The following is a 19,149-nucleotide window of genomic DNA, read 5'->3' on the forward strand; positions in this document are numbered from 1 at the left end:
TTTTTGGCTTGCGGCGTGAAAGGTGATTACTCCGCTCCGGCCGACCATTCCTTCATGCTGAGATTTGCCGTCGCGCCTATCGTCAGGAAAGGCTGAGGCGGCAGCCGCTTTGGTGCGGCAAAACCCCGGAAGACCTGAACCAGCCAGGAGTCCTGCCCCAGTGCGGCCTCAGCGGCGGCGATGCCGGACGCCGTCGCCTTCGTCGCACCCACTCCGTTGCAGGCAATCGCCGCGAAGACGCCGGGCTCGATTTCCCCAAACGCGGGAACTCCGTTCCACGTGAGCGCCATGGCGCCTGCCCATCGGTACTCCATCGGGATACCCTTCAGCATCGGAAAACGTGCTTCGAACTTACGGTCATGTACGCGGCCGGCTCTGGCAATCGCGTTTTTACTCACCTGCATTCGAGGGTTGTAGGTATACCGGGAGCGAATCAAAATCCGGTCTCCGTTCGCACCTTCGACGCGGCGGACGGTCGTCCCCATCGGGAAAGCCGGCGTTGCCGCCCACGAGCGCTGGCCGCCTAACCGCTGCGGCTCGAACGCTTCCGTCATCGACGCGTAGGTGTAGACATGCAGGAGCTGGCCCTGGAACAGCCCAAAACTTTGTGCCTGTCCGTTGTTCGCGAGGATAATTTTTGCTGTACTGACAGCACCTTTCGGCGTCTTCACCAGCCAGGATGCACCCTGTCGTTCGAATGACAAGGCCGGCGTGTTCTCGTAAAGCTTCACCCGGTCATGGAATGAATCGGCCAGCCCCCTGATATACGCTGCGGGCTGGATGATGACTGTGCCGGGCGTGAAAATCGCCGACGTAAAGGATTCGGTTCCCGTCACAGCAGCAATCTCCCTGGCATCGAGCAGCTTGTATGGCTCCTTCACTTTGTCCAGCTGCTTTGCGTAGGACGCGACATGCTTGTCGCCTTGCAGCCCGAGCGCGACGTTGTACTTGCCGCAGGGGTCGAAAATGTCTTTGCCCCATCCCTTCTCGTTGGCCAACGCCTGTGCAAGCGCGATTGCGATGCGGTGAACCTTGATATCGTGCTGCCGCTCGCTGGTATCGGAACCACCGTAGTCTTCAGAAGAAACCTCGTGAGGGAGGTCAATAATGAAGCCCGAATTGCGCCCGGTAGCACCTTCTGCTATCTCCCCCGCCTCGAGGATGACGACCTTCAGGCTCGCGTCGAGTTGTGAAAGACGTCTTGCTGCTGACAGGCCCGCGAAGCCGCCACCGATGACCGCGATGTCGGCATTCACCGTTCCGCTGAGCGGCGGGCGCGGGGTCCTGGGCGGCAGCATGGACACCCAGCCTGATTGGCCGAGGTGTTGCGGAAGTTTGCTCGCTACGTACATGATGTTTAGCCCAATTGCTTAAACAGCGAGCTTTTCGCGCTCGACCAGGTCACCGAGCGCGCTGCGCAAGGCGTCGGCCTTCTTTGCGGAAAGCCGGGCGAGCGGTCGACGCGGATTGCCCGCGCCATAACCGGTCATCTCCGCTGCGGCATAAACGGACTGGACGTAGTCGCCTTCCCAGATCAGAGACATGGCCGGCTCGAGCACGCGCCAAATCTCTCTCGCGTCATCCCAGCGATGTTCCTGGGCCGCCGTGACGAACTGCGTGCACGTCTTCGGCGCGAAGTTCGCACCGCCCCAGATGAGCCCACGGACGCCTGCATACATCGCATAGGGCATGAGCGGATCTGCTCCGTTCATCATCGGAAGCCCTGTGCGAACGAGCGCTGCCTGCTTGCTCAAATCTCCGCTGCTGTCCTTCACGGCAAGAAATTCGGGAATCTCATGGAGACGTCGCAGGAGCGGCGGCGTGATTTCCACACCCACGGCTTGCGGCACGTTGTAGCCGATGATGGGCAGGCCGGCGCGCGCAACGGCCCCGTAAAACTCGAAGACGCCGTCGTCGTCCGTCGGTCCTTCGAAGAACGGCGGTAGCACCATGACCGCGCCCGCGCCGCTGTCTGCTGCATGACGGGTACGCTCGACTACGTCATCGACGAGCAGCGCAGATGTCTGCGCGATGATGCGTGCCCGCCCATTGATCACCTTCGCACCGAACGCAACCAGTGCCTTCGACTCTTCTTGCGACAGATACACATGCATGCCCGTGCCCGAACTGAGCACGAAGCCGCGAATGCCTGCAGCGAGGTATCGTTCGATCAGCTGCTCCAGTCGACCATGGTCTGGCTTGCCGTTTTCATCGAAAGGAGTACTAATCGCCAGATTGATGCCAGTAAAAGAAAAATCTTTCATGTCGTTACTCTTCGTCAGCGTCGTTGTCGTTCAGGTCGAGCCAGATGGTTTTCAGCTGGGTGTACTGGTCATGCGCATGCAGCGAGTTGTCGCGTCCGCCGAAACCCGACTGTTTGAAGCCGCCAAACGGAGTCGTAATGTCGCCCTCACCAAACGAATTCACCGTCACGGTGCCTGCCCGAAGTGCGCGTGCTGCACGCAATGCCCGCTTGCCGTTACCGGCAAATACGGAAGCGGCAAGGCCGTAGTCGGTGTCGTTCGCGATGTCGATTGCTTCCTGCAGGCTGCTCACCGTGATGACGGACAGGATCGGCCCAAAAATCTCTTCGCGCGCATGCGTCGCGTCGTTGCTCGCGACGTCGATGATGGTCGGATGGACATAACGTCCTTCGCTCGTCTGTCCGCCATAAAGCACGTTGATATCGTCCGACAGATACGACTGCACCTTCTCGTAATGCTGCTGCGAAACGAGCGGTCCGATCCGGTTGGCCGGGTCAAGCGGGTCGCCGACGCGCCATTCATCGGCGAGCTTCATGATTCGATCGAGCAGCGGTGCCTTGATGTCGCGATGAACGATGAGCCGCGAGATCGCCGAGCAGTTTTCACCCATGTTCCAGAGCGCACCGTTGACGATGTGGCCTGCCACGGCGTCGAGGTCGGTCGCGTCGGACATCACGATGCAGGGATTCTTCCCGCCCATTTCCAGCACGATCTCCTTGAGATTGCTCTCCGCTGAATAGGAAAGAAAGCGTCGACCTGTATCGGTCGAACCCGTGAACGACACCATATCGATGTCGCGATGCCGGCCGATGGGTTCACCAACCGCGGGGCCCGAGCCCGTCACGACATTGAAGACGCCAGCGGGAATCCCTGCTTCGAGCGCGAGTTCGGCAACCCGCATGGTCGTAAGCGACGTTTCTTCAGCAGGCTTCACGACGAGCGAACAGCCCGCTGCCAGAGACGGACCGATTTTCCACGCGAGCATCAGCAGCGGGAAATTCCATGGCAAGACGAGGCCGACGACACCGATTGCTTCGCGCACGATCATCGATATGTGGCTATCGGAGGCGGGTGAAACCTGGTCGTAGATTTTGTCGATGGCTTCCGCGTGCCAGCGCAGAACGTTGATCGTTTCCGGCACGTCGACGGTCTGGCAGTCGAAGATGGTCTTGCCCGCGTCGAGACTCTCCATGACTGAAAGTTCGAGAGCGTTCTTCTCGATGAGATCGGCGAGCCGGAGAATCGCCTGCTTGCGCGCAGCGGGATGCAGCCTGGACCAGCGACCGTCATTGAATGCGGCACGCGCACTGGCGACAGCCGCGTCCACGTCCGCCTTTCCGCAAGCGGGCACGTCGGCGAGATGTCCGCCCGTCGCCGGGTTGATCGTCGGAAACGTCTCACGGGAGGCTGCCGCGCATGCTTTCCCATTGATGAAAGCATGGCTCGGCAACTTCAGTTCACGAGCGATTTTCTGGTAGTCGCTCCTGGACAGCAAATCAGTCATATCAGTCTCTCATCGACACACGGTTTCATGAGGAACCGAATAAACGTCTCGGTTCGCAAGGCTAAAAATTGATCGGCACATCAACACCGTCAGGCGCGACGTACGACGCCATGTTTCGCCGCGCCAGATACACGTGCGCGCGCACGACTTCGCCGGCCGTATCTGCATCGCGACGCTGAATGGCGTCGATGATGTCCTCGTGCTGCTGGACCGCTTCCGCAAGCTCTGCGTCCATTCGTTTATCGCGCGGCTGATAAAACGTCTTGCCAAGCCGCGCATGGTCGATCAGCAGCCTGCAAAGGCTCGGCAACAGATACGGGTTGTGAGCCATCTTTCCGATTGCAAGGTGGAACCCGTCGTTCTGCAAAACCCGCTCGTCTACATCCACGCCCTCCACTGCTGCGCGAAACCGTTCCTGGATTCGCTTCAAGCCATCGATCTCGGCTTGCGTCGCGTGGACGGCTGCAAGCTTGGTGGTCGCCACATAAATCAGCGGCGCCGCCAGAAAATAGTTGCGCAGCGAGTCATAGTTCATTGATGCAACGCGCGCCGCGCGATTCGCCTCAAGCTCGATGTAACCCTCGGCCGCCATCTGCCGCATCAGTTCGCGCACGGGCGGACGCGACAGCCCAAACTCTTCAGCCAACGCCACTTCATCCAGCGACGCACCCGGCGCCAGCTCCATGCTGAGAATGCGGTGACGCAATGCCTGTCCCAGTGCTGATTTGCGGTCAAGGGACGCTGCCTGCCCATCCTCGCGATCCATATCAACGACGTTCGCCTTCATACGCTCTCCTGTTGCAACTATCTTGTGTCTACAAATTGTATTCGTCAAGCCGACAATGAGTCTAATCAGGGAAGTTACTGAGCTGCCCCCTCAAACCGGCGACGCCTGTGATGTCATCGGCGCGGCACAGTCGTGACTCGCTCGATGACTTTCCTCTTCCATATTTGTGTTACATGGAATTTTCTTTCCCCGTTAGCAGAGCGGGAAGCACCGAATTACTGAGCGCCTGATGTTGGCGCTGGCGTGGTCTTGACCACTTTTCAGTGCAGAGAAGAGATCTGCCGCAGCTGAATCCGCGCGCTGCAGACGCTGTCGATGAATCTCGTCCCGCCCATCGAGTCTCCGCGCGACGCATAACTTAATGTAATAGCGCCACGAAAATAAAGCGCATTGACGCTGATTTATAAGCCACCAATACTCAAGGCACAGCAAAGGTGGTGATTTCGCGCGAAGCCAATATCAGAAGAACGATCAGAGCGACGCGCCGATTTTCCCTGATCCGCGAGTACGACAATGTACGTTGAGCACTTCACGCGCGCTGGTTAGCAGGCGAATGAATGCAAGGCGTCCTAACTGATTTGATGCTATGAACTCGGTAGAAAGAATGTTCGACCCGGCGCCCGAAGCCAATGACAGACTCTCGGATGCAAGCACATGGGAGCGCGGCGCGATCCACTGGGCAAGCGGCGAGCAGAAGACCCTGACCTGCTGTCGAGTGGTCGATGAGACCCATGACGTGAAGAGCTTCGAATTTCGTGTCGACGATGGCTCGCCCATCCGCTTCGAGCCGGGTCAGTTCATGACGGTATCGGCCAGCGTGCAGGGACAGCCAGTCGAGCGCTGCTACACGATTTCGTCGCCGCCGACTCGGCCCTATCTGGTGTCCATCACGGTTAAGCGCGTACCGGGTGGTGTCATGTCCAACTGGCTTCACGACAACATGAAGCCCGGTACCCAGTTGCGCGCATATGGACCATCGGGCAGCTTCACGCCGACGGCCGCGCCAGCCGTGAAGTCGCTGTATCTGTCCGCAGGCTCGGGCGTCACGCCGTTGATGTCGATGACACGCGCGAGTATCGATCTCGGCCTGGACCGCGACATCGTGTTTGTGCATAGCGCGCGGACACCAGCAGACATCGTGTTCCGAAAGGAACTGCAGAGGCTCGCCGAGTTGTCTCCTCGCCTTAAAACATTTTTCGTGTGCGAGGGAATGGGAGATGAGGACGGCTGGTCTGGACGTGTAGGCCGGCTCAGCCTGCAGCTTCTGTCCGAGTGGGTGCCTGACTACATCGAGCGCGAGGCTTTTACGTGTGGTCCCGCTGGCTACATGAGCGCGGTGCGCACCTTGCTTCAAGAGGGCGGACACAATCCCGCCCGCTATCACCAGGAAAGTTTCGACATCGGCGCGGGCATTGCGCCGGAGCCCGCTTCGCCGAAATGCGACGCAACTCAAGAGACTTTCACTATCAAGCTCTCCCGCTCGTCGAAGACATTCACGATGAATGCATCTGACACGGTGCTCTCCGCTGCAAAGAAAGCCGGCGTGGCAATCCCGTCGTCGTGCAGTCAGGGCATGTGCGGAACGTGCAAGACGAAGGTGCTTGAAGGCACGGTCGACATGAATCACAACGGCGGAATTCGCGAGCGAGAGGTTCAGAAGGGATTCCGGCTTCTTTGCTGCAGCCGCCCCACCTCGGATCTGGTGCTGGAGCTTTGACGGTCGCCGGGATGCTTTATCGAACGTATTTTGCGTAACCCACACTCACAATAACGTCTGGAGCAACAGAGCATGACGGATGACCAGCTGTCAGATGCAGGCATCGAAACCGAAACGCGTGGAAAGGAAAGCATCCTGCGTGACGTTCGGGCTTATCGCCTGGCTCGGGTACAGGAACAGCTACGCAAAAACAGATGCCCGGCAATCCTGCTATACGATCCGGTCAATATTCGATATGCAACCGACACATCGAACATGCAAGTTTGGGCGGGCCGCAATCCAGCCCGGTACGTGATGGTCTTCGCTGACGGTCGCATCGTCGCGTGGGAATTTCACAGCAGCGAGCACGTATGGGACGGACTGGACCTGAACGTCGAGTTACGCGGCGCGCTTAGCTGGACGTTCTTCAATGCGGGCCACGAAGCCGAGCGCCGCGCAGAGACGTGGGGAGCGGAAATAGTCGACGTGTTCCGGAAACACGCTCCTGCCGACAGCCTGCTTGCAGTGGACCGGCTCGACCCATTCGGCACGGCGTATCTGGAAAGGCACGGCATTACGCTGCTGGACGGACAGGCGCTGATGGAGACGGCACGACTGATCAAATCACCAGGCGAACTCGTTCTGATTGGTGAGTCTTTGCGCACCGCCGAAAAAGGTATTGAGCGCATGCGTCGCGAGCTTCGTCCGGGACTGACCGAAAACGACATCTGGGCAAATCTTCACTACGAGAACATCCGGAACGGCGGCGAGTGGATCGAAACACGACTCCTCGCGTCCGGCGACCGTACCAATCCCTGGATGCACGAATGCTCAAGCAGGGTTTTGCAAGCCGGCGACCTCCTCGCATTCGACACAGACATGGTCGGACCGAATGGCTACTGCTCCGATATTTCGCGCACCTGGCTGGTGGGCGACGGGCGCCCCTCCGATGAGCAACGCAAACTGTACGAGCTTGCCCATACCCAGGTCCACTTCAATATGGACATTCTGCGCCCGGGAATGACCTTCCGCGAGTTCTCGGAAAAGGCATGGAAGATTCCCGACAAATACGTCAAGAACCGATATTGCTGTCTTGCGCATGGCATCGGGATGGTCGACGAGTATCCGTCGATCGCGCACCAGGTCGACTGGGAGAGCGCGGGCTACGACGGCCTGTTCGAGGTCGGTATGACGGTATGCGTCGAAAGCTATATCGGCGCGGAAGGCGGGACGCAGGGCGTGAAGCTCGAACAGCAGGTGGTGCTCGCAGAAAACGGCTGTGTCTCTCTGACAGATTGCAGCTTCGAGACCGACTGGCTGTGATGTTGCTCGAGCAGGACCGCGCTTAATTCCATCTACATATGACATCAGGAGACAGCATGTCAGGCAATCGTGGAGTCGTTTATATCGGCCCCGGTAAGGTCGAGGTGCAGAACATCGCCTTTCCGGAACTCGTCGACCCTGCCGGGAGGAAAGCCAATCACGGCGTCATCCTTCGAGTCGTCGCAACGAATATCTGCGGCTCGGACCAACATATGGTTCGTGGCAGAACGACGGCGCCTGCGGGGCTCGTCCTCGGACACGAAATAACTGGCGAAGTAATTGAAGTCGGCTCCGACGTCATGACGTTGAAGAAGGGAGACCTGGTCTCTGTGCCGTTCAATGTGGCGTGCGGTCGATGCCCGATGTGCAAGGCACAAAACACGGGCGTCTGTCTCAACGTCAATCCGGCGCGCGCAGGCGGTGCTTACGGCTACGTTGATATGGGCGGCTGGATTGGCGGGCAGGCTGAGTACGTGATGGTGCCGTATGCGGATTTCAATCTGCTGAAGTTCCCGGACCGGGACCGTGCCATGGAAAAGATCCGGGATCTCACATGCCTGTCCGACATCCTGCCGACGGGATATCACGGCGCCGTAACGGCAGGCGTCGGACCCGGCTCGACGGTTTATGTAGCGGGCGCAGGTCCTGTCGGCCTCGCCGCCGCAGCGTCCGCGCGACTACTCGGCGCGGCCGTCACCATCGTTGGCGACGTGAATCCAACGCGACTCGAACACGCGCGACGTGTGGGCTTCGAAACCGTCGATCTTTCGGAAGACGCGTCGCTTGCCGGGCAGATTGCCGATCTGCTTGGCGAACCGGAAGTGGACTGCGCCATCGACTGCGTTGGATTTGAAGCACGCGGTCATGGCCACTCGGGCTCCCAGGCCGAGGCGCCCGCGACGGTGCTCAATTCGCTGATGGAGATCACGCGGGCCGCCGGCAAGATTGGTATTCCGGGCCTGTATGTGACCGATGATCCCGGTGCGACGGATGCCGCCGCGAAACACGGCAGCCTCTCGGTGCGCTTCGGCCTCGGCTGGGCAAAATCGCACTCCTTCTTCACCGGTCAAACTCCCGTGATGAAGTACAACAAGAATCTGATGCAGGCGATTCTATGGGACCGGCTGAATATCGCCGAAGTCGTCAACGTGACCGTTATCGAACTCGACCAGGCCCCCGGCGGCTATGCCGAATTCGATTCCGGCGTGCCCAAGAAGTTTGTTATCGACCCTCACGGTAGTCTGAAAGCTGCGGCCTGACGAAAACTGCCGTAGCGGCGAGCAACGCTATGCGGGCATATCTCTGAGGTGAGCACTTTGCGGCCGGTCGGAAGACCGGCCTTTTTTTGTTCGGATGCAGGTTAATCGCCTCCGTGTCAGCGGCGTTTTCCTTCATTTCTCCGCACCGATCGTCGTCACCGGTTGCCATTTCATGGACTTGACCTGATAGAGCGTCGACGTCGGATTATTCAGATCCCCATATTTGTCGAATGAGATATGTCCCGTGATGCCGTTGTATTGCATCGTGCGGAGCGTTTGCATGAACACAGCAGGCTTCACCGAGTTCGCCTGCTTCATGGCCGTGATGGCGAGCCACGCACAGTCATAGGCGAACGGCGCATAGGTCAAGGTATCCGCACCGAACCGCTTCTTGAACTTGTCCGCAAACGCGCGTCCCTCGGGCAATGAATCGACCGGCCGGCCATATTCCCAGGCCATTGCGCCTTCGGCTGCACTTCCTGCTGAACCGATGAAAACGCTATCGGCAATCCCGCCGCTCCCGACGAACTGCGCGCGCAAACCGAGCTGCCTCATTCGCTTGACGAGCAGACCCGCCTGGCCATCGAGCCCGCCGAAGTACAGAAGATCCGCATTGGCCGCCTTTATGTTCGTCAGTTGCGCATTGAACTCGACGGCTTTGTCGTTGGTGTATTCCTCGGCCACGATCTGACCGCCGGCCGCTTGCGCGGCCTTCTTGAATTCTTCGACCGCGCCTTGTCCAAAGGCCGTCCGGTCATCCATCACCGCGATCCGCTTCGCTTTCGTCACCTTCACGGCATACGTGCCGGCGTTCCCGGAATTCTGTGTGTCAGTCGCTATGATCCGGAACACGTTGTTCAAACCCTGACGCGTGATCGCGGGATTCGTCGCGGCGGGATCGATGAGGGGGATGCCCGCGCGCGCGAAAATCGGCGAGGAAGGAAGCGCCACGCCCGAGTTGTAATAGCCGACCACGGCGACGACGCCATCGTCGACGAGCTTCTGCGCTACCTGAACGCCTACGCGCGGATCGCCCTGATCGTCGACGGAAGCGAGCTCGAACTGCACCGGCTGTCCACCGATGCTGATGTGTTGCGCGTTCGCCTCTTCCACAGCCAGACGCACGCCGTTTTCGATGTCTTTCCCATTGGCCGCGCCAAGGCCCGTGAGCGGCGCAGACACGCCAATCTTGACGGCTTGCTGGGCGCTGGCGGCGAGCGGCGCAATACAGAGTGCGGATGCTGCGACCAACGAAAGGAACGTTTTCATGACAGGGCACCCGATCGAGAGAATCTCACACGTTGGAGCCGGCATCGCAAGTCAGCGTCAGACCCAGTCACGTCCGAACATTCGCTCACGAGGCTTACGATCCGGCGCAGGATATCGTCAAGTCTATGTTCCACACGAATACATCTGGAAAGCCATTCTCCGTCAAATCGCGCGTCCTGTTCCTGCGGGAAAATACTTATCCGCTGCGCTCAGGAGCCTTCAGCGGCGATAGCTGATGACAGTCTGCCTGCGCGACATGACGCAATAACACTCTGGCTGACAGCCAGATTCCGGCAACAGAAAGCAACATCCTCACGGCCTGTGTCAACGGCGGGATCTGTGTTTGTACAGACAGATGTAAAGAATCCCAAACAGCGTTTCAAGGACGACTAGCTGGCCCAGCAGTCCCATCGGCAACTCATTTGGCGCACGGTTGAAAAGTGCGGTTGCAAGCCATGAGAGCAACCGCACGCTTTCGCTCATTGTCTCTAGCGCGAATGTTATTGAACCAGTCGCGGCGTACCGACCTTTTCGGCATTCGGATCCAGTCCGTGTTCTTTCAGAATACGCGCAATATCGCCGGATTGATGCAGCGCCTCGATATCCGCAGAAAGCGCATCTCCAAGCGACTGATTCGACTTCGTGTACGGAAAGGCCGTCTGTCCCGGTTGAATCGTGGCAGGCACCCGCTTGTCAGGTTTGACGACATCGATCTTCATTGCCTTATAGCCACCCTTCTTCTGGTCGTAGACGGCTACGGCATAGCTATCCGTGCCGACGTCGATGCGCCCCGCTGACAGATCCTGCGCCATTGCGACAGGATTCGGATAGATGGTCAAACTGGTTCCGAAGACCTTTTGCAGATCTCCCGTCCACAGATATCCCGCTACGGCGCCGACGCGTTTTCCCTGCATGCCGTTTATCGTGTCGCTTCCCTGCCCCGAAATGACGCCCATCTGATCAAGGTACATCGGTGCACTCAATCCCAGCACCTTGGCCCGGTCTGCCGTGCGATACCAGTCACCCATCGCGATGTCGGCTTTCCCGGACACCACCGATTGGATCACGGCGGCGGCATCCACATTCGCGAAGGACAGAGTCAGGCATTCCCTGGCGGCAATCAGCCTGAGAATTGCGCCGTCAACGCCGTTCACTTCACTCGCACTGACGGGGATGGAATACGGCGGGAAGTCCCACGTTGCGACGGAAAGCGTGCCCGGTTTGATCGTCGGGAACTTGTGCGCGGGCGTGCAGCTTCCGGCAGCCTGGGCAGCCGTGCCGAAGCCGACCAGTGAAACACAACAGCCGAGCAAAGCGAGACATTTCAACGATGGTTTCATGACCTATCCTCACGTGACATATACAGTGGTGGCGAAAAGGAGCGCGGCAATACCGGCGCACTATCGAACCGCATGGCGTCCCAGCCTGCGTTCCAGCGCCGACACTGCAAATGTCGACGGAACGCAGATGACGGCAAACAGCAAACCCGCCAGTATCAGTACGGGCATGTACTCGAATGTCGACGAGCCGATATTCGACGCTCTGCTCACCAGTTCCGGAAGCGCGATCGTGAAGCACAGCGAGGTCGCCTGAAGCATCATGATGGAGAAACCGAGCAGCGACGGCAGGGCAACGCGCATGCCTTGGGGGATGATGACGAAGCGCAGCGCGTCCACGCCGTTCAGACCGATCACGAGTGCCGCCTCTTTCTGCCCATACGGCACGGCCTCGAATCCCGCCCGAATCATCTCGCTCGTATAAGCACCCGTGCAGCACGCGAGCGCCACGCACGCGGATGCAAACGAAGTCAGTGTCAAACCCGCTGCGGGCAGTCCGAAATAGAAGAACTGCAGCAGGATCAACGCGGGCGCACCACGCCCTGTTTCAACGAAGATCAGCGCGAAAGTACGGATCGGACGCGATTTCGCGGAAACCATCAACGCGAGCACCAGACCCAACGGAATGCCGACCGCAAGGGTGACCGCCGTCACTTCAAGTGAAATCCGATAGCCGTCCAGAAGATCGGGTAACCAGCCTTTCCATTGTTCAAGCAGATTGTTCATCGCGACACCCGTGAACGAAGATGAACGTCAGCCCAACGCGAAGCCCACGCAACAGGAATACTCAACGCGATATAAAGCACAGCGGCGGAACCATAGACGCTCAGCCCGCGGAATGTGGCCTGGGAAACGTGATAAGCCTGAAACGCCAGTTCGGTGACACCGATCGTCGACGCCACCGCGGAGTCCTTCAGAAGCCCGATCAGATATGTTGCAGCCGTCGGTAAAGCGATCCGGATCAACTGCGGAAACACGACGTCCCGAAACTGCTGAACGCGCGTCAGATTGAGCACCTTCGCCGCCTCGTATTGCCCGGGATGAATCGCAGTGAGCGCACCGCGATAGATCTCCGACATGTTGGCCGCCGTCACGACGCCAAGCCCGACGGCTGCCGCGACGAACGGGCTCATCGCAAGCAGGTCGTTGCCGATGCCGAAGAACACAAAGAACAGCCAGACGATAGGTGGAATGGAGCGGCACACCACCACGATTGCCGTTGCAACGCCACGAAGAATCACATTTCTCGAAAGCCGCATTGCGCACAGCGGCAGCCCGAGAATCGACCCGAGCGCAAAAGTGACGAGGGTCAACGCAATGGTCCAAGGGACGCCTTTCAGAATTGCGGAAAGATCGATCATCATTTACCGGTCCCTCACGGCACTGAGAAACTTCGCGGCGCGCCCGGTCTTGGGTCGTCGCATCACTTCCTCGCTCTCACCCTGTTCGAGAATTCGCCCGTCGGCCATGATGATGACCCGGTCGGACACGCTCTCTGCGAAGTGCATTTCGTGGGTCACGACAATCATTGTCATGCCCGAGGTCGCGAGTTCCTTCATCACGGTCAGCACCTCAAGCCCGAGTTCCGGATCGAGTGCCGACGTCGGCTCGTCGAACAGCATGATTTCCGGTTCGAGCGCCAATGCGCGCGCGATGGCAATGCGTTGCTGCTGACCACCTGAACATCGCGCGGGATACTGCGATGCCTTGTCTGCAAGCCCGACTCTCGCCAGCAATTCGAGCGACCGCTCGTCTGCCTGCTTGCGACTGCGGCCCATCGTGCGTTCCTGCGCGAGGCTCACATTGCGCAGCACGGACAGGTGCGGAAAGAGATTGAACGACTGGAAAACCATTCCGATGCGCCGACGCAACGTCACGAGTTCGCGATACGACGGTGCGTGACCCGCTTCGATCGTCATATCGTCGATGGTCACCCGGCCTTCCGTGGGCGGCTCCAGCTGATTGATACAGCGCAGAAGCGTGCTTTTGCCGGATCCGCTCGGGCCGATGATCGCGATCACTTCACCCGTTCGCATCTGAAAACTGACGTTATCGAGCACTCTATGCGCCCCGAACATCTTACCGACGCCATCCACGCACAGAATGGGTGCATCGGATTTCGCTGCGCGTTCCGATTCCTGTCCTGAGTCGAGATAGGGCGATGTGATGCTGTTCATGAACTCTCTCCGTCAACGGCTTTCGGACTGACCTGATCGAATCGCCAAGTCGACACGAATTCGGTACCAGACCGAACTCACCACTCGTGCCTCGTACTCATCATCTTGTCGAGGATGCCGTCCAGCATGGCTCTTTCCTGAGCATTCAGCACCCTGAGCATCAGCGTCTGACGATCCACCGCAACCGGCAGCACCTTCTCGTAGAGGCGCCGCCCACTGTCGTTCAGCATGAGCAGGCTCTCGCGGCGGTCGTGTGCATTGGTCTTCCGCCTGATCATCTTGCGCGCAATCAGACTGTTCACGGCGCGGCTGATACTGTTCTTCGGGCGTCCCGTCACATCGCAGATGTTCTTCGCAACCATCGATCCATAAGACGCAAGGCAACTGAGCACATTGAACTCATCTCGCCCGACGTCGTACTCCTGCGCCATCGCCGCGAAAATGGGCTCGCAGTAGCAGTTCGCCCACAAGGTCAGGCGCCACATGTCGCTTAGCGGCCCCTTTATGACCACCTTGTCGAATACATCGTCAGCGAGCGAACCAGCGTCTGCGTCGACTTCCGTACGCTTGCCGGCTGCGCCCGAGCGTTTCATGTCCGATTCCATATCGCGTCTTGTCCTTACGATTACGCTTCGATCGATCGTTTCGCGTCCATCTGCTGATTCGCGAACAGCCACTCGGCGAACATGAGATCGAGATGACCGCCTCCGCCGTTCTTGAACAGCGTGATCTCACGATCGCTCCCGCGACCCTCCACCGTTTTTGCGCAAAGATCGAACAGATCGCCGCGAACGTGCGATGCGTCGATCACGCCGGTTTCGAGCGGCTGCACGATGTCGCCGCAGTTTTCCGTCACCAGCGCCCGGTGATCCGCGTAGACCCGTGCATTGAGCACAGCCGTGTCGTCGGCCTCGCGCATCTGGGGCGTATAGCCGCCCACCAGATCCACATGTGTGCCCGGCTTCAGCCATTCGCCCTTGAATACAGGCATCGTCGAGCCCGTTGCGCAGATGACGATGTCCGCTTCGCGTACGCTTCGCTCCAGTGCTCCGGATACCCGCACATTTGCAGAAAGCTCACACCGCTCGACGAGCGATGCCGCACGGTCCGCACTACGATTCCACACTTCGATTCGCTCGAGCGACGGAAACTCCGCGCACATGACTTTGAGATGAACGGGCGCTTGTGATCCCGCGCCGATCATCAATAACCGTCGAGGTTCTCGCGGAGCAAGGAAACGCGCTGCGAGTGCCGAATCTGCTGCTGTTTTGAAACGCGTGAAGCTGTTGCCCACGATAAAGCACTTGATACTCGCATCGACGGCATCGCACAGCAGGATCGCCGAATGAATCGTGTCCGCGTCGCTTCCCGATCGATCCCTGTTGTCGCGCGAGACGGTCACGAACTTCATGCCCAACCCGCCGTCTGTCCGTGATGCAACCCAAACGAGCACTTCCGCATCCGGCCTCGATGCCCTGTCTATCCGGGAATGGACTCGCGCCGCGGGGACGTGTTGCTGAAGATGTCCTCTCGCGAGCGCATCGACCATCAGCTCCGGGGCTATATCACGCAGAACGGCATCGGAGTCGATCAATATCGGAAGTCTGCTTGCGTGCATCGAATCGGCACCTGCTCACGAAAACCGTCGGGAACATACAGCGCGTGCTCTGCCAGGGCAGGTTCGCGCTCGCAAACTCAAGCATTCATGTCGCTCAGAAGCGGACAGCCTGAAAGCACGATTGCACCCGTCGAGGTAATCAACACCTGCTCTTCGAGCTTCACCCCCTCTTTCCCGCCTTGTTCGCCGATATAACTTTCAACCGAGACAACCATGTTTTCCTGGAACACGCCGTCGTATCCCCATGCGTCGAAATCCACTGCGTACGCGACGCTCGGATATTCGTCGACGAGTCCGACACCGTGCAGCATCATCATGTAGCGGTTGTGCACGTATCGATCCGGCACTGGCCAGCAACGCTCGGCAAACTCGCGGAACGACAACCCTGCCTTCAGCAAACTGACGTTGTGCGCAATCTGGTCCGCGGCAAAACCAAAAAGATCGCGCTGATGTCCCGTGACGGCCCTGCCCGGACAGACGAAGCTGCGAGAGATATCCGACAGCGATCCGCCTGGCCCGACCATATCCGTATCGAACGCAACCATATCGCCGGCCTGGATGACCCGATTCGATGTGTCCTGAAACCACGGGTTGGTTCGCTCGCCCGACGTCAGCAGTCTGGACTCTGCATACTCGCCGCCATGTGCGATGTTGGTCGCGTGAAATACGCTCCACAGCTGATTTTCCGTGATGCCCGGCGTGAGCGCCTCGCGCATTCTCGCAATACCCAGGTCACACACGCCCATCGATATCCGATGCTGCTCGATTTCTTGCGGCCCCTTGATGACGCGCGCCTGTTCCGTCAAAGGCTGCGCATCGAACAATTCGATGCCGTTGCGCTTGAGCCGCTCGGCACCCCAAGGATCACAGCGGTCGACAGCAAGCCGCCGATTGCCGGAACCATAAGTGCGGACGATATCCGCGATTTCTTGCGCCCACAGTTCCGCCTTTTCTTCGACGCGCGGACCCGCAAGGAAATATATCCACGGCGTGGCGGGTCGAATTTCGTCGATCGTTTCGATGCCTTCGCTGTTATGCCGGCTGCTGGTGAAATCGAACAGGATCACCGGGCCATCCGTTGCAACGAACACGTAGCGACTCGGCGAATGCATCACCCACAGGCCGAGATTGTTCGTATCGGTCGCGTAGCGGATGTTCAGCGGATCGCACAACAGCATGCCCGCATAGTCGTGTACGCGCAGTTGTTCGCGCAGGCGCGTCAGCCGGAACGCTCTCATCGACTTGCGATCCAGATCTTCAAATGCGCGAACCAGTGAACCGTCGATCGCCCCGGCCCGATAGCCAAGAACGGCATCATCGGTTCGGTAGCCGAGCGTGGATTCTGCTCGCCGAAAATGAAGATCGGTGATCCCATTGATGGTGCTCATTCAGGCTCCTTGACGTTCTGCGGTTGTGGGGAACTGCGAACGCGCGAAAAGAAGGCATCCAGTGCGATTTCAGATTAGTACCACGTGGAACCAACTGTCAACGCGTCAAAAATGGTGTTTACCCGCGAGCGCGCAATGTGCCTGATCCGCATGCTTTCACGCGGCATTCACATGCACTTTCTTTATCGGCAATAGCGGATACGTCGCGGCCCAGATCGATCTGAAGACGCGAATCAGGCGCGTTGAAAAGCGGCGATGATAGTCAGGTCAAACGCCGCTTTCCCGCATTGGAGTCAAGTGAAGTTTCTCGTCATAAATCTTTGACGAGCCGCAGCGCGTCATAGATAGCCGCGTGCGTGTTTCGTGCCGACACGGCGTCGCCGATTCTAAAGAGTTGAAAGCGTCCTTCCGGATTCTTCTCTTCTGCCTGGACCTTGCCATCGATCAGGTTCTCGTAATTCACGGCGCCGAGATTTTTCGACAATGGCTTCAGCTCGAAATACAGATCGTCCATCGGAATAGTGCCGTGATTGACGACAATCTGGTCGTAGCGCTGCTCATTGCGCACGCCGCCGTAGTCGCTGCCGATGATCGCGACGAGTTCCTGGCCTTCCCGGCGCACTGCTTCGAGCCGATAAGTCACGGTGAATTTCGTCTTCAGCTTTTGCAGTGTGCGCATGTAAGGCACGAGGTTCATGCTCATGACCTCGGGCGAGAATGCGCGATCGGGTGTCATGACTTCCACGCTGCCGCCCGCCTGCGCGATGGTTTCGGCGGCCTGCAGCGCGGCGTGATCGCCGGCATCGTCGAAAATCAGCACATTCTTGCCGGGCTTCACATCGCCGGAAATGATGTCCCACGAAGAGACGACATGTTCGTTGCCTTCCGTCAGCACTTCTGTGTGCGGCATGCCACCCGTCGCAACGATCACGACGTCGGGGTTCTCCGCCTTCACCGTGTCGGCATCCGCCCATGTGTTGAACGCGAATCGCACGCCGAGCCGCTCGCATTGGGCCATGCGCCAGTCGATGATGCCCATCATCTCCTTGCGGCGCTCGCTCTGCGCGGTCAAGCGAATCTGGCCGCCCGGATCGTTCATCGCTTCGAACACGAGCACGTCATGACCTCGCTCGCCCGCTACCCGCGCGGCTTCCAGCCCCGCAGGACCCGTGCCCACGATGACGATCCTGCGCTTCGCGCTGGCCCGCGTAATCGTGTGCGGCATCGTCAATTCACGGCCGGTTGCGGCGTTGTGAATACAGTAAGCCGCGCCGCCCTGATAGATTCGATCGAGACAGTAGTTCGCGCCCACGCACGGCCGGATATCGTCTTCCCTGCGCTCGATGATCTTCCTGACAATATGCGGGTCCGTCATATGCGCGCGCGTCATGCCCACCATGTCGATCTTGCGCGACTCGATCGCATATCGCGCGGTCGCCACATCCTGAATACGGGCCGCGTGAAAAGTCGGGAATCCCGTCGCCTCGCGGATTTCCCCAGCAAAGTCCAGATGCGGTGCACTCTTCATTCCCATGATCGGAATGATGTCGGTCAATCCCGCATCGGTTTCGAGGTGCCCGCGAATCACATTCAGATAATCCACCAGACCGCTTTTCGCCAAGCGCTGAGAAATCTCAATACCTTCTTCTTTCGTGATACCGCCTGCGATCATTTCGTCCGCGGTATAGCGGAGTCCAAGCAGGAAGTTGTCGCCGACCCGCTCGCGGATCGCCCGCAGAACCTCGAACGTGAAGCGCAGACGGTTGTCGAGCGAGCCACCGTATGACGAGTCCAGCGTATTGGTCAACGGAGACCAGAACTGGTCCATCAGATGGCCATAGGATTCGATTTCGAGGCCGTCGAGGCCCGCGGCTTTCATGCGCTCGGCGGCATCGGCAAAGTCGCGAATGATGCGATCGATATCCCATTCCTCGATCTTCTTCGGGAAAGCCCGGTGCGCAGGCTCACGTGCGTGCGATGGCGACACAGCGGGAAGCCAGTCTCCCTTGTCCCATCGCGTACGCCTGCCGAGATGCGTGAGCTGAATCATGACCTTCGCACCGTGCTCGTGGCATTCGTCGACGAGATCTCTTATCCACGGAACGACCTCATCTTTGTAAGCCAGAATGTTGTTGAAGACGGGCGGGCTGTCTTTCGAAACGGCCGCCGAGCCGGCCGTCATCGTCAGTGCAATGCCGGCCTTCGCCCGCTCGACGTGATACGCACGGTAAGCCTCTTTCGGCATGCCGTCCTCTGCGTACGCCGGCTCGTGCGACGTCGTCATGATTCGATTGCGGAAAGTCACGTGCTTGAGCGTGTACGGTTGCAGCAGCGGATCAGTCGACATGGGAGTGCCTCTTGTCGCAGGTGGGGACGTCTCAACTGTGGTGTTTGATTCAAGATTAGAAGCACTGTACACATGTGTCAAGTACAAAGACATTGATGTACACTGTAAATGAAAGCCCTCGAGTGGTTACCCGTCCGACGTGATTGCGACACAATCGCCTGAGCCGGCTCGCGCCCACTT

General features: G+C 58.9%; 16 protein-coding genes. 3 read left to right on the top strand and 13 right to left on the bottom strand.

What is annotated here, in order from left to right; all coding sequences use genetic code 11:
- Positions 1-26: 26 nt before the first annotated feature.
- The 4 genes from FRZ40_RS38210 to FRZ40_RS38225 all read right to left on the bottom strand — a co-directional run bounded on the left by FRZ40_RS38210 (position 27) and on the right by FRZ40_RS38225 (position 4,555).
- A complete protein-coding gene (locus tag FRZ40_RS38210) occupies positions 27-1,298 on the bottom strand; it encodes an NAD(P)/FAD-dependent oxidoreductase (protein WP_240057458.1) in 1,272 nt (423 codons plus the stop codon).
- Positions 1,299-1,370: 72 nt separating this feature from the next.
- Positions 1,371-2,264 carry a dihydrodipicolinate synthase family protein gene (locus FRZ40_RS38215; protein ID WP_147237661.1) on the bottom strand — a complete coding sequence of 298 codons (894 nt, stop codon included), beginning with the start codon at positions 2,262-2,264 and terminating at the stop codon, positions 1,371-1,373.
- Positions 2,265-2,268: 4 nt separating this feature from the next.
- On the bottom strand, positions 2,269-3,768 hold the full coding sequence (locus tag FRZ40_RS38220; RefSeq protein WP_147237662.1) for an aldehyde dehydrogenase: 1,500 nt from the start codon (positions 3,766-3,768) through the stop codon (positions 2,269-2,271).
- Between the two features lie 61 nt (positions 3,769-3,829).
- Positions 3,830-4,555: a GntR family transcriptional regulator gene (locus tag FRZ40_RS38225; protein ID WP_051446788.1), complete on the bottom strand. Its 726-nt coding sequence runs from the start codon at positions 4,553-4,555 to the stop codon at positions 3,830-3,832.
- A gap of 586 nt (positions 4,556-5,141) precedes the next feature.
- Here FRZ40_RS38225 and FRZ40_RS38230 point away from each other — a divergent pair.
- From FRZ40_RS38230 to fdhA, 3 genes are all read left to right on the top strand, one after another.
- The gene (locus tag FRZ40_RS38230; RefSeq protein ID WP_147237663.1) at positions 5,142-6,272 is read left to right on the top strand and encodes an FAD-binding oxidoreductase; all 1,131 of its coding nucleotides are present in this window, start codon (positions 5,142-5,144) and stop codon (positions 6,270-6,272) included.
- Between the two features lie 72 nt (positions 6,273-6,344).
- A complete protein-coding gene (locus tag FRZ40_RS38235; RefSeq protein ID WP_147237664.1) occupies positions 6,345-7,574 on the top strand; it encodes a M24 family metallopeptidase in 1,230 nt (409 codons plus the stop codon).
- A gap of 56 nt (positions 7,575-7,630) precedes the next feature.
- Positions 7,631-8,833 carry a formaldehyde dehydrogenase, glutathione-independent gene (gene fdhA, locus FRZ40_RS38240; RefSeq protein WP_028366081.1) on the top strand — a complete coding sequence of 401 codons (1,203 nt, stop codon included), beginning with the start codon at positions 7,631-7,633 and terminating at the stop codon, positions 8,831-8,833.
- A 132-nt stretch (positions 8,834-8,965) separates the two neighbouring features.
- Here the strand turns inward: fdhA and FRZ40_RS38245 are convergent, their stop codons facing one another.
- The 9 genes from FRZ40_RS38245 to FRZ40_RS38285 all read right to left on the bottom strand — a co-directional run bounded on the left by FRZ40_RS38245 (position 8,966) and on the right by FRZ40_RS38285 (position 18,969).
- A complete protein-coding gene (locus FRZ40_RS38245; protein ID WP_028366082.1) occupies positions 8,966-10,102 on the bottom strand; it encodes a branched-chain amino acid ABC transporter substrate-binding protein in 1,137 nt (378 codons plus the stop codon).
- A 500-nt stretch (positions 10,103-10,602) separates the two neighbouring features.
- Positions 10,603-11,442, bottom strand: a complete 840-nt coding sequence (locus FRZ40_RS38250; RefSeq protein WP_147237665.1) for a substrate-binding periplasmic protein — start codon at positions 11,440-11,442, stop codon at positions 10,603-10,605.
- A 60-nt stretch (positions 11,443-11,502) separates the two neighbouring features.
- Complete coding sequence (locus FRZ40_RS38255) at positions 11,503-12,165, bottom strand: amino acid ABC transporter permease (RefSeq protein ID WP_147237666.1); 663 nt, start codon at positions 12,163-12,165, stop codon at positions 11,503-11,505.
- Positions 12,162-12,803, bottom strand: coding sequence for an amino acid ABC transporter permease (locus FRZ40_RS38260; protein ID WP_240057459.1), 642 nt, complete (start codon positions 12,801-12,803; stop codon positions 12,162-12,164). The genes FRZ40_RS38255 and FRZ40_RS38260 overlap by 4 nt, the downstream gene beginning before the upstream one ends.
- Entirely contained in the window at positions 12,804-13,616 is an 813-nt protein-coding gene (locus tag FRZ40_RS38265; RefSeq protein ID WP_028366086.1) for an amino acid ABC transporter ATP-binding protein, read from the bottom strand. It abuts the gene before it with no gap.
- 77 nt (positions 13,617-13,693) lie between these two features.
- A complete protein-coding gene (locus FRZ40_RS38270) occupies positions 13,694-14,209 on the bottom strand; it encodes a MarR family winged helix-turn-helix transcriptional regulator (RefSeq protein WP_158647073.1) in 516 nt (171 codons plus the stop codon).
- 32 nt (positions 14,210-14,241) lie between these two features.
- Positions 14,242-15,027: an ornithine cyclodeaminase family protein gene (locus FRZ40_RS38275; protein WP_240057460.1), complete on the bottom strand. Its 786-nt coding sequence runs from the start codon at positions 15,025-15,027 to the stop codon at positions 14,242-14,244.
- Between the two features lie 284 nt (positions 15,028-15,311).
- Positions 15,312-16,622, bottom strand: a complete 1,311-nt coding sequence (locus tag FRZ40_RS38280) for a M24 family metallopeptidase (RefSeq protein ID WP_147237669.1) — start codon at positions 16,620-16,622, stop codon at positions 15,312-15,314.
- A 310-nt stretch (positions 16,623-16,932) separates the two neighbouring features.
- Positions 16,933-18,969 (bottom strand): NADH:flavin oxidoreductase, encoded by a 2,037-nt coding sequence (locus FRZ40_RS38285; protein ID WP_147237670.1) that lies wholly within the window; start codon positions 18,967-18,969, stop codon positions 16,933-16,935.
- Between the last annotated feature and the right edge of the window lie 180 nt (positions 18,970-19,149).

Origin of the sequence: Paraburkholderia azotifigens, assembly GCF_007995085.1 — a bacterium.
Classification (GTDB): domain Bacteria; phylum Pseudomonadota; class Gammaproteobacteria; order Burkholderiales; family Burkholderiaceae; genus Paraburkholderia; species Paraburkholderia azotifigens.

What these genes read in the sequence shown, in the direction of transcription:
- FRZ40_RS38210 (WP_240057458.1), bottom strand. Translation starts at nt 1,298, where the DNA reads ATGCTGCCGCCCAGGACCCCGCGCCCGCCGCTCAGCGGAACGGTGAAT.
- FRZ40_RS38215 (WP_147237661.1), bottom strand. Translation starts at nt 2,264, where the DNA reads ATGAAAGATTTTTCTTTTACTGGCATCAATCTGGCGATTAGTACTCCT.
- FRZ40_RS38220 (WP_147237662.1), bottom strand. Translation starts at nt 3,768, where the DNA reads ATGACTGATTTGCTGTCCAGGAGCGACTACCAGAAAATCGCTCGTGAA.
- FRZ40_RS38225 (WP_051446788.1), bottom strand. Translation starts at nt 4,555, where the DNA reads ATGAAGGCGAACGTCGTTGATATGGATCGCGAGGATGGGCAGGCAGCG.
- FRZ40_RS38230 (WP_147237663.1), top strand. Translation starts at nt 5,142, where the DNA reads ATGAACTCGGTAGAAAGAATGTTCGACCCGGCGCCCGAAGCCAATGAC.
- FRZ40_RS38235 (WP_147237664.1), top strand. Translation starts at nt 6,345, where the DNA reads ATGACGGATGACCAGCTGTCAGATGCAGGCATCGAAACCGAAACGCGT.
- fdhA (WP_028366081.1), top strand. Translation starts at nt 7,631, where the DNA reads ATGTCAGGCAATCGTGGAGTCGTTTATATCGGCCCCGGTAAGGTCGAG.
- FRZ40_RS38245 (WP_028366082.1), bottom strand. Translation starts at nt 10,102, where the DNA reads ATGAAAACGTTCCTTTCGTTGGTCGCAGCATCCGCACTCTGTATTGCG.
- FRZ40_RS38250 (WP_147237665.1), bottom strand. Translation starts at nt 11,442, where the DNA reads ATGAAACCATCGTTGAAATGTCTCGCTTTGCTCGGCTGTTGTGTTTCA.
- FRZ40_RS38255 (WP_147237666.1), bottom strand. Translation starts at nt 12,165, where the DNA reads ATGAACAATCTGCTTGAACAATGGAAAGGCTGGTTACCCGATCTTCTG.
- FRZ40_RS38260 (WP_240057459.1), bottom strand. Translation starts at nt 12,803, where the DNA reads ATGATGATCGATCTTTCCGCAATTCTGAAAGGCGTCCCTTGGACCATT.
- FRZ40_RS38265 (WP_028366086.1), bottom strand. Translation starts at nt 13,616, where the DNA reads ATGAACAGCATCACATCGCCCTATCTCGACTCAGGACAGGAATCGGAA.
- FRZ40_RS38270 (WP_158647073.1), bottom strand. Translation starts at nt 14,209, where the DNA reads ATGAAACGCTCGGGCGCAGCCGGCAAGCGTACGGAAGTCGACGCAGAC.
- FRZ40_RS38275 (WP_240057460.1), bottom strand. Translation starts at nt 15,027, where the DNA reads ATGAAGTTCGTGACCGTCTCGCGCGACAACAGGGATCGATCGGGAAGC.
- FRZ40_RS38280 (WP_147237669.1), bottom strand. Translation starts at nt 16,622, where the DNA reads ATGAGCACCATCAATGGGATCACCGATCTTCATTTTCGGCGAGCAGAA.
- FRZ40_RS38285 (WP_147237670.1), bottom strand. Translation starts at nt 18,969, where the DNA reads ATGTCGACTGATCCGCTGCTGCAACCGTACACGCTCAAGCACGTGACT.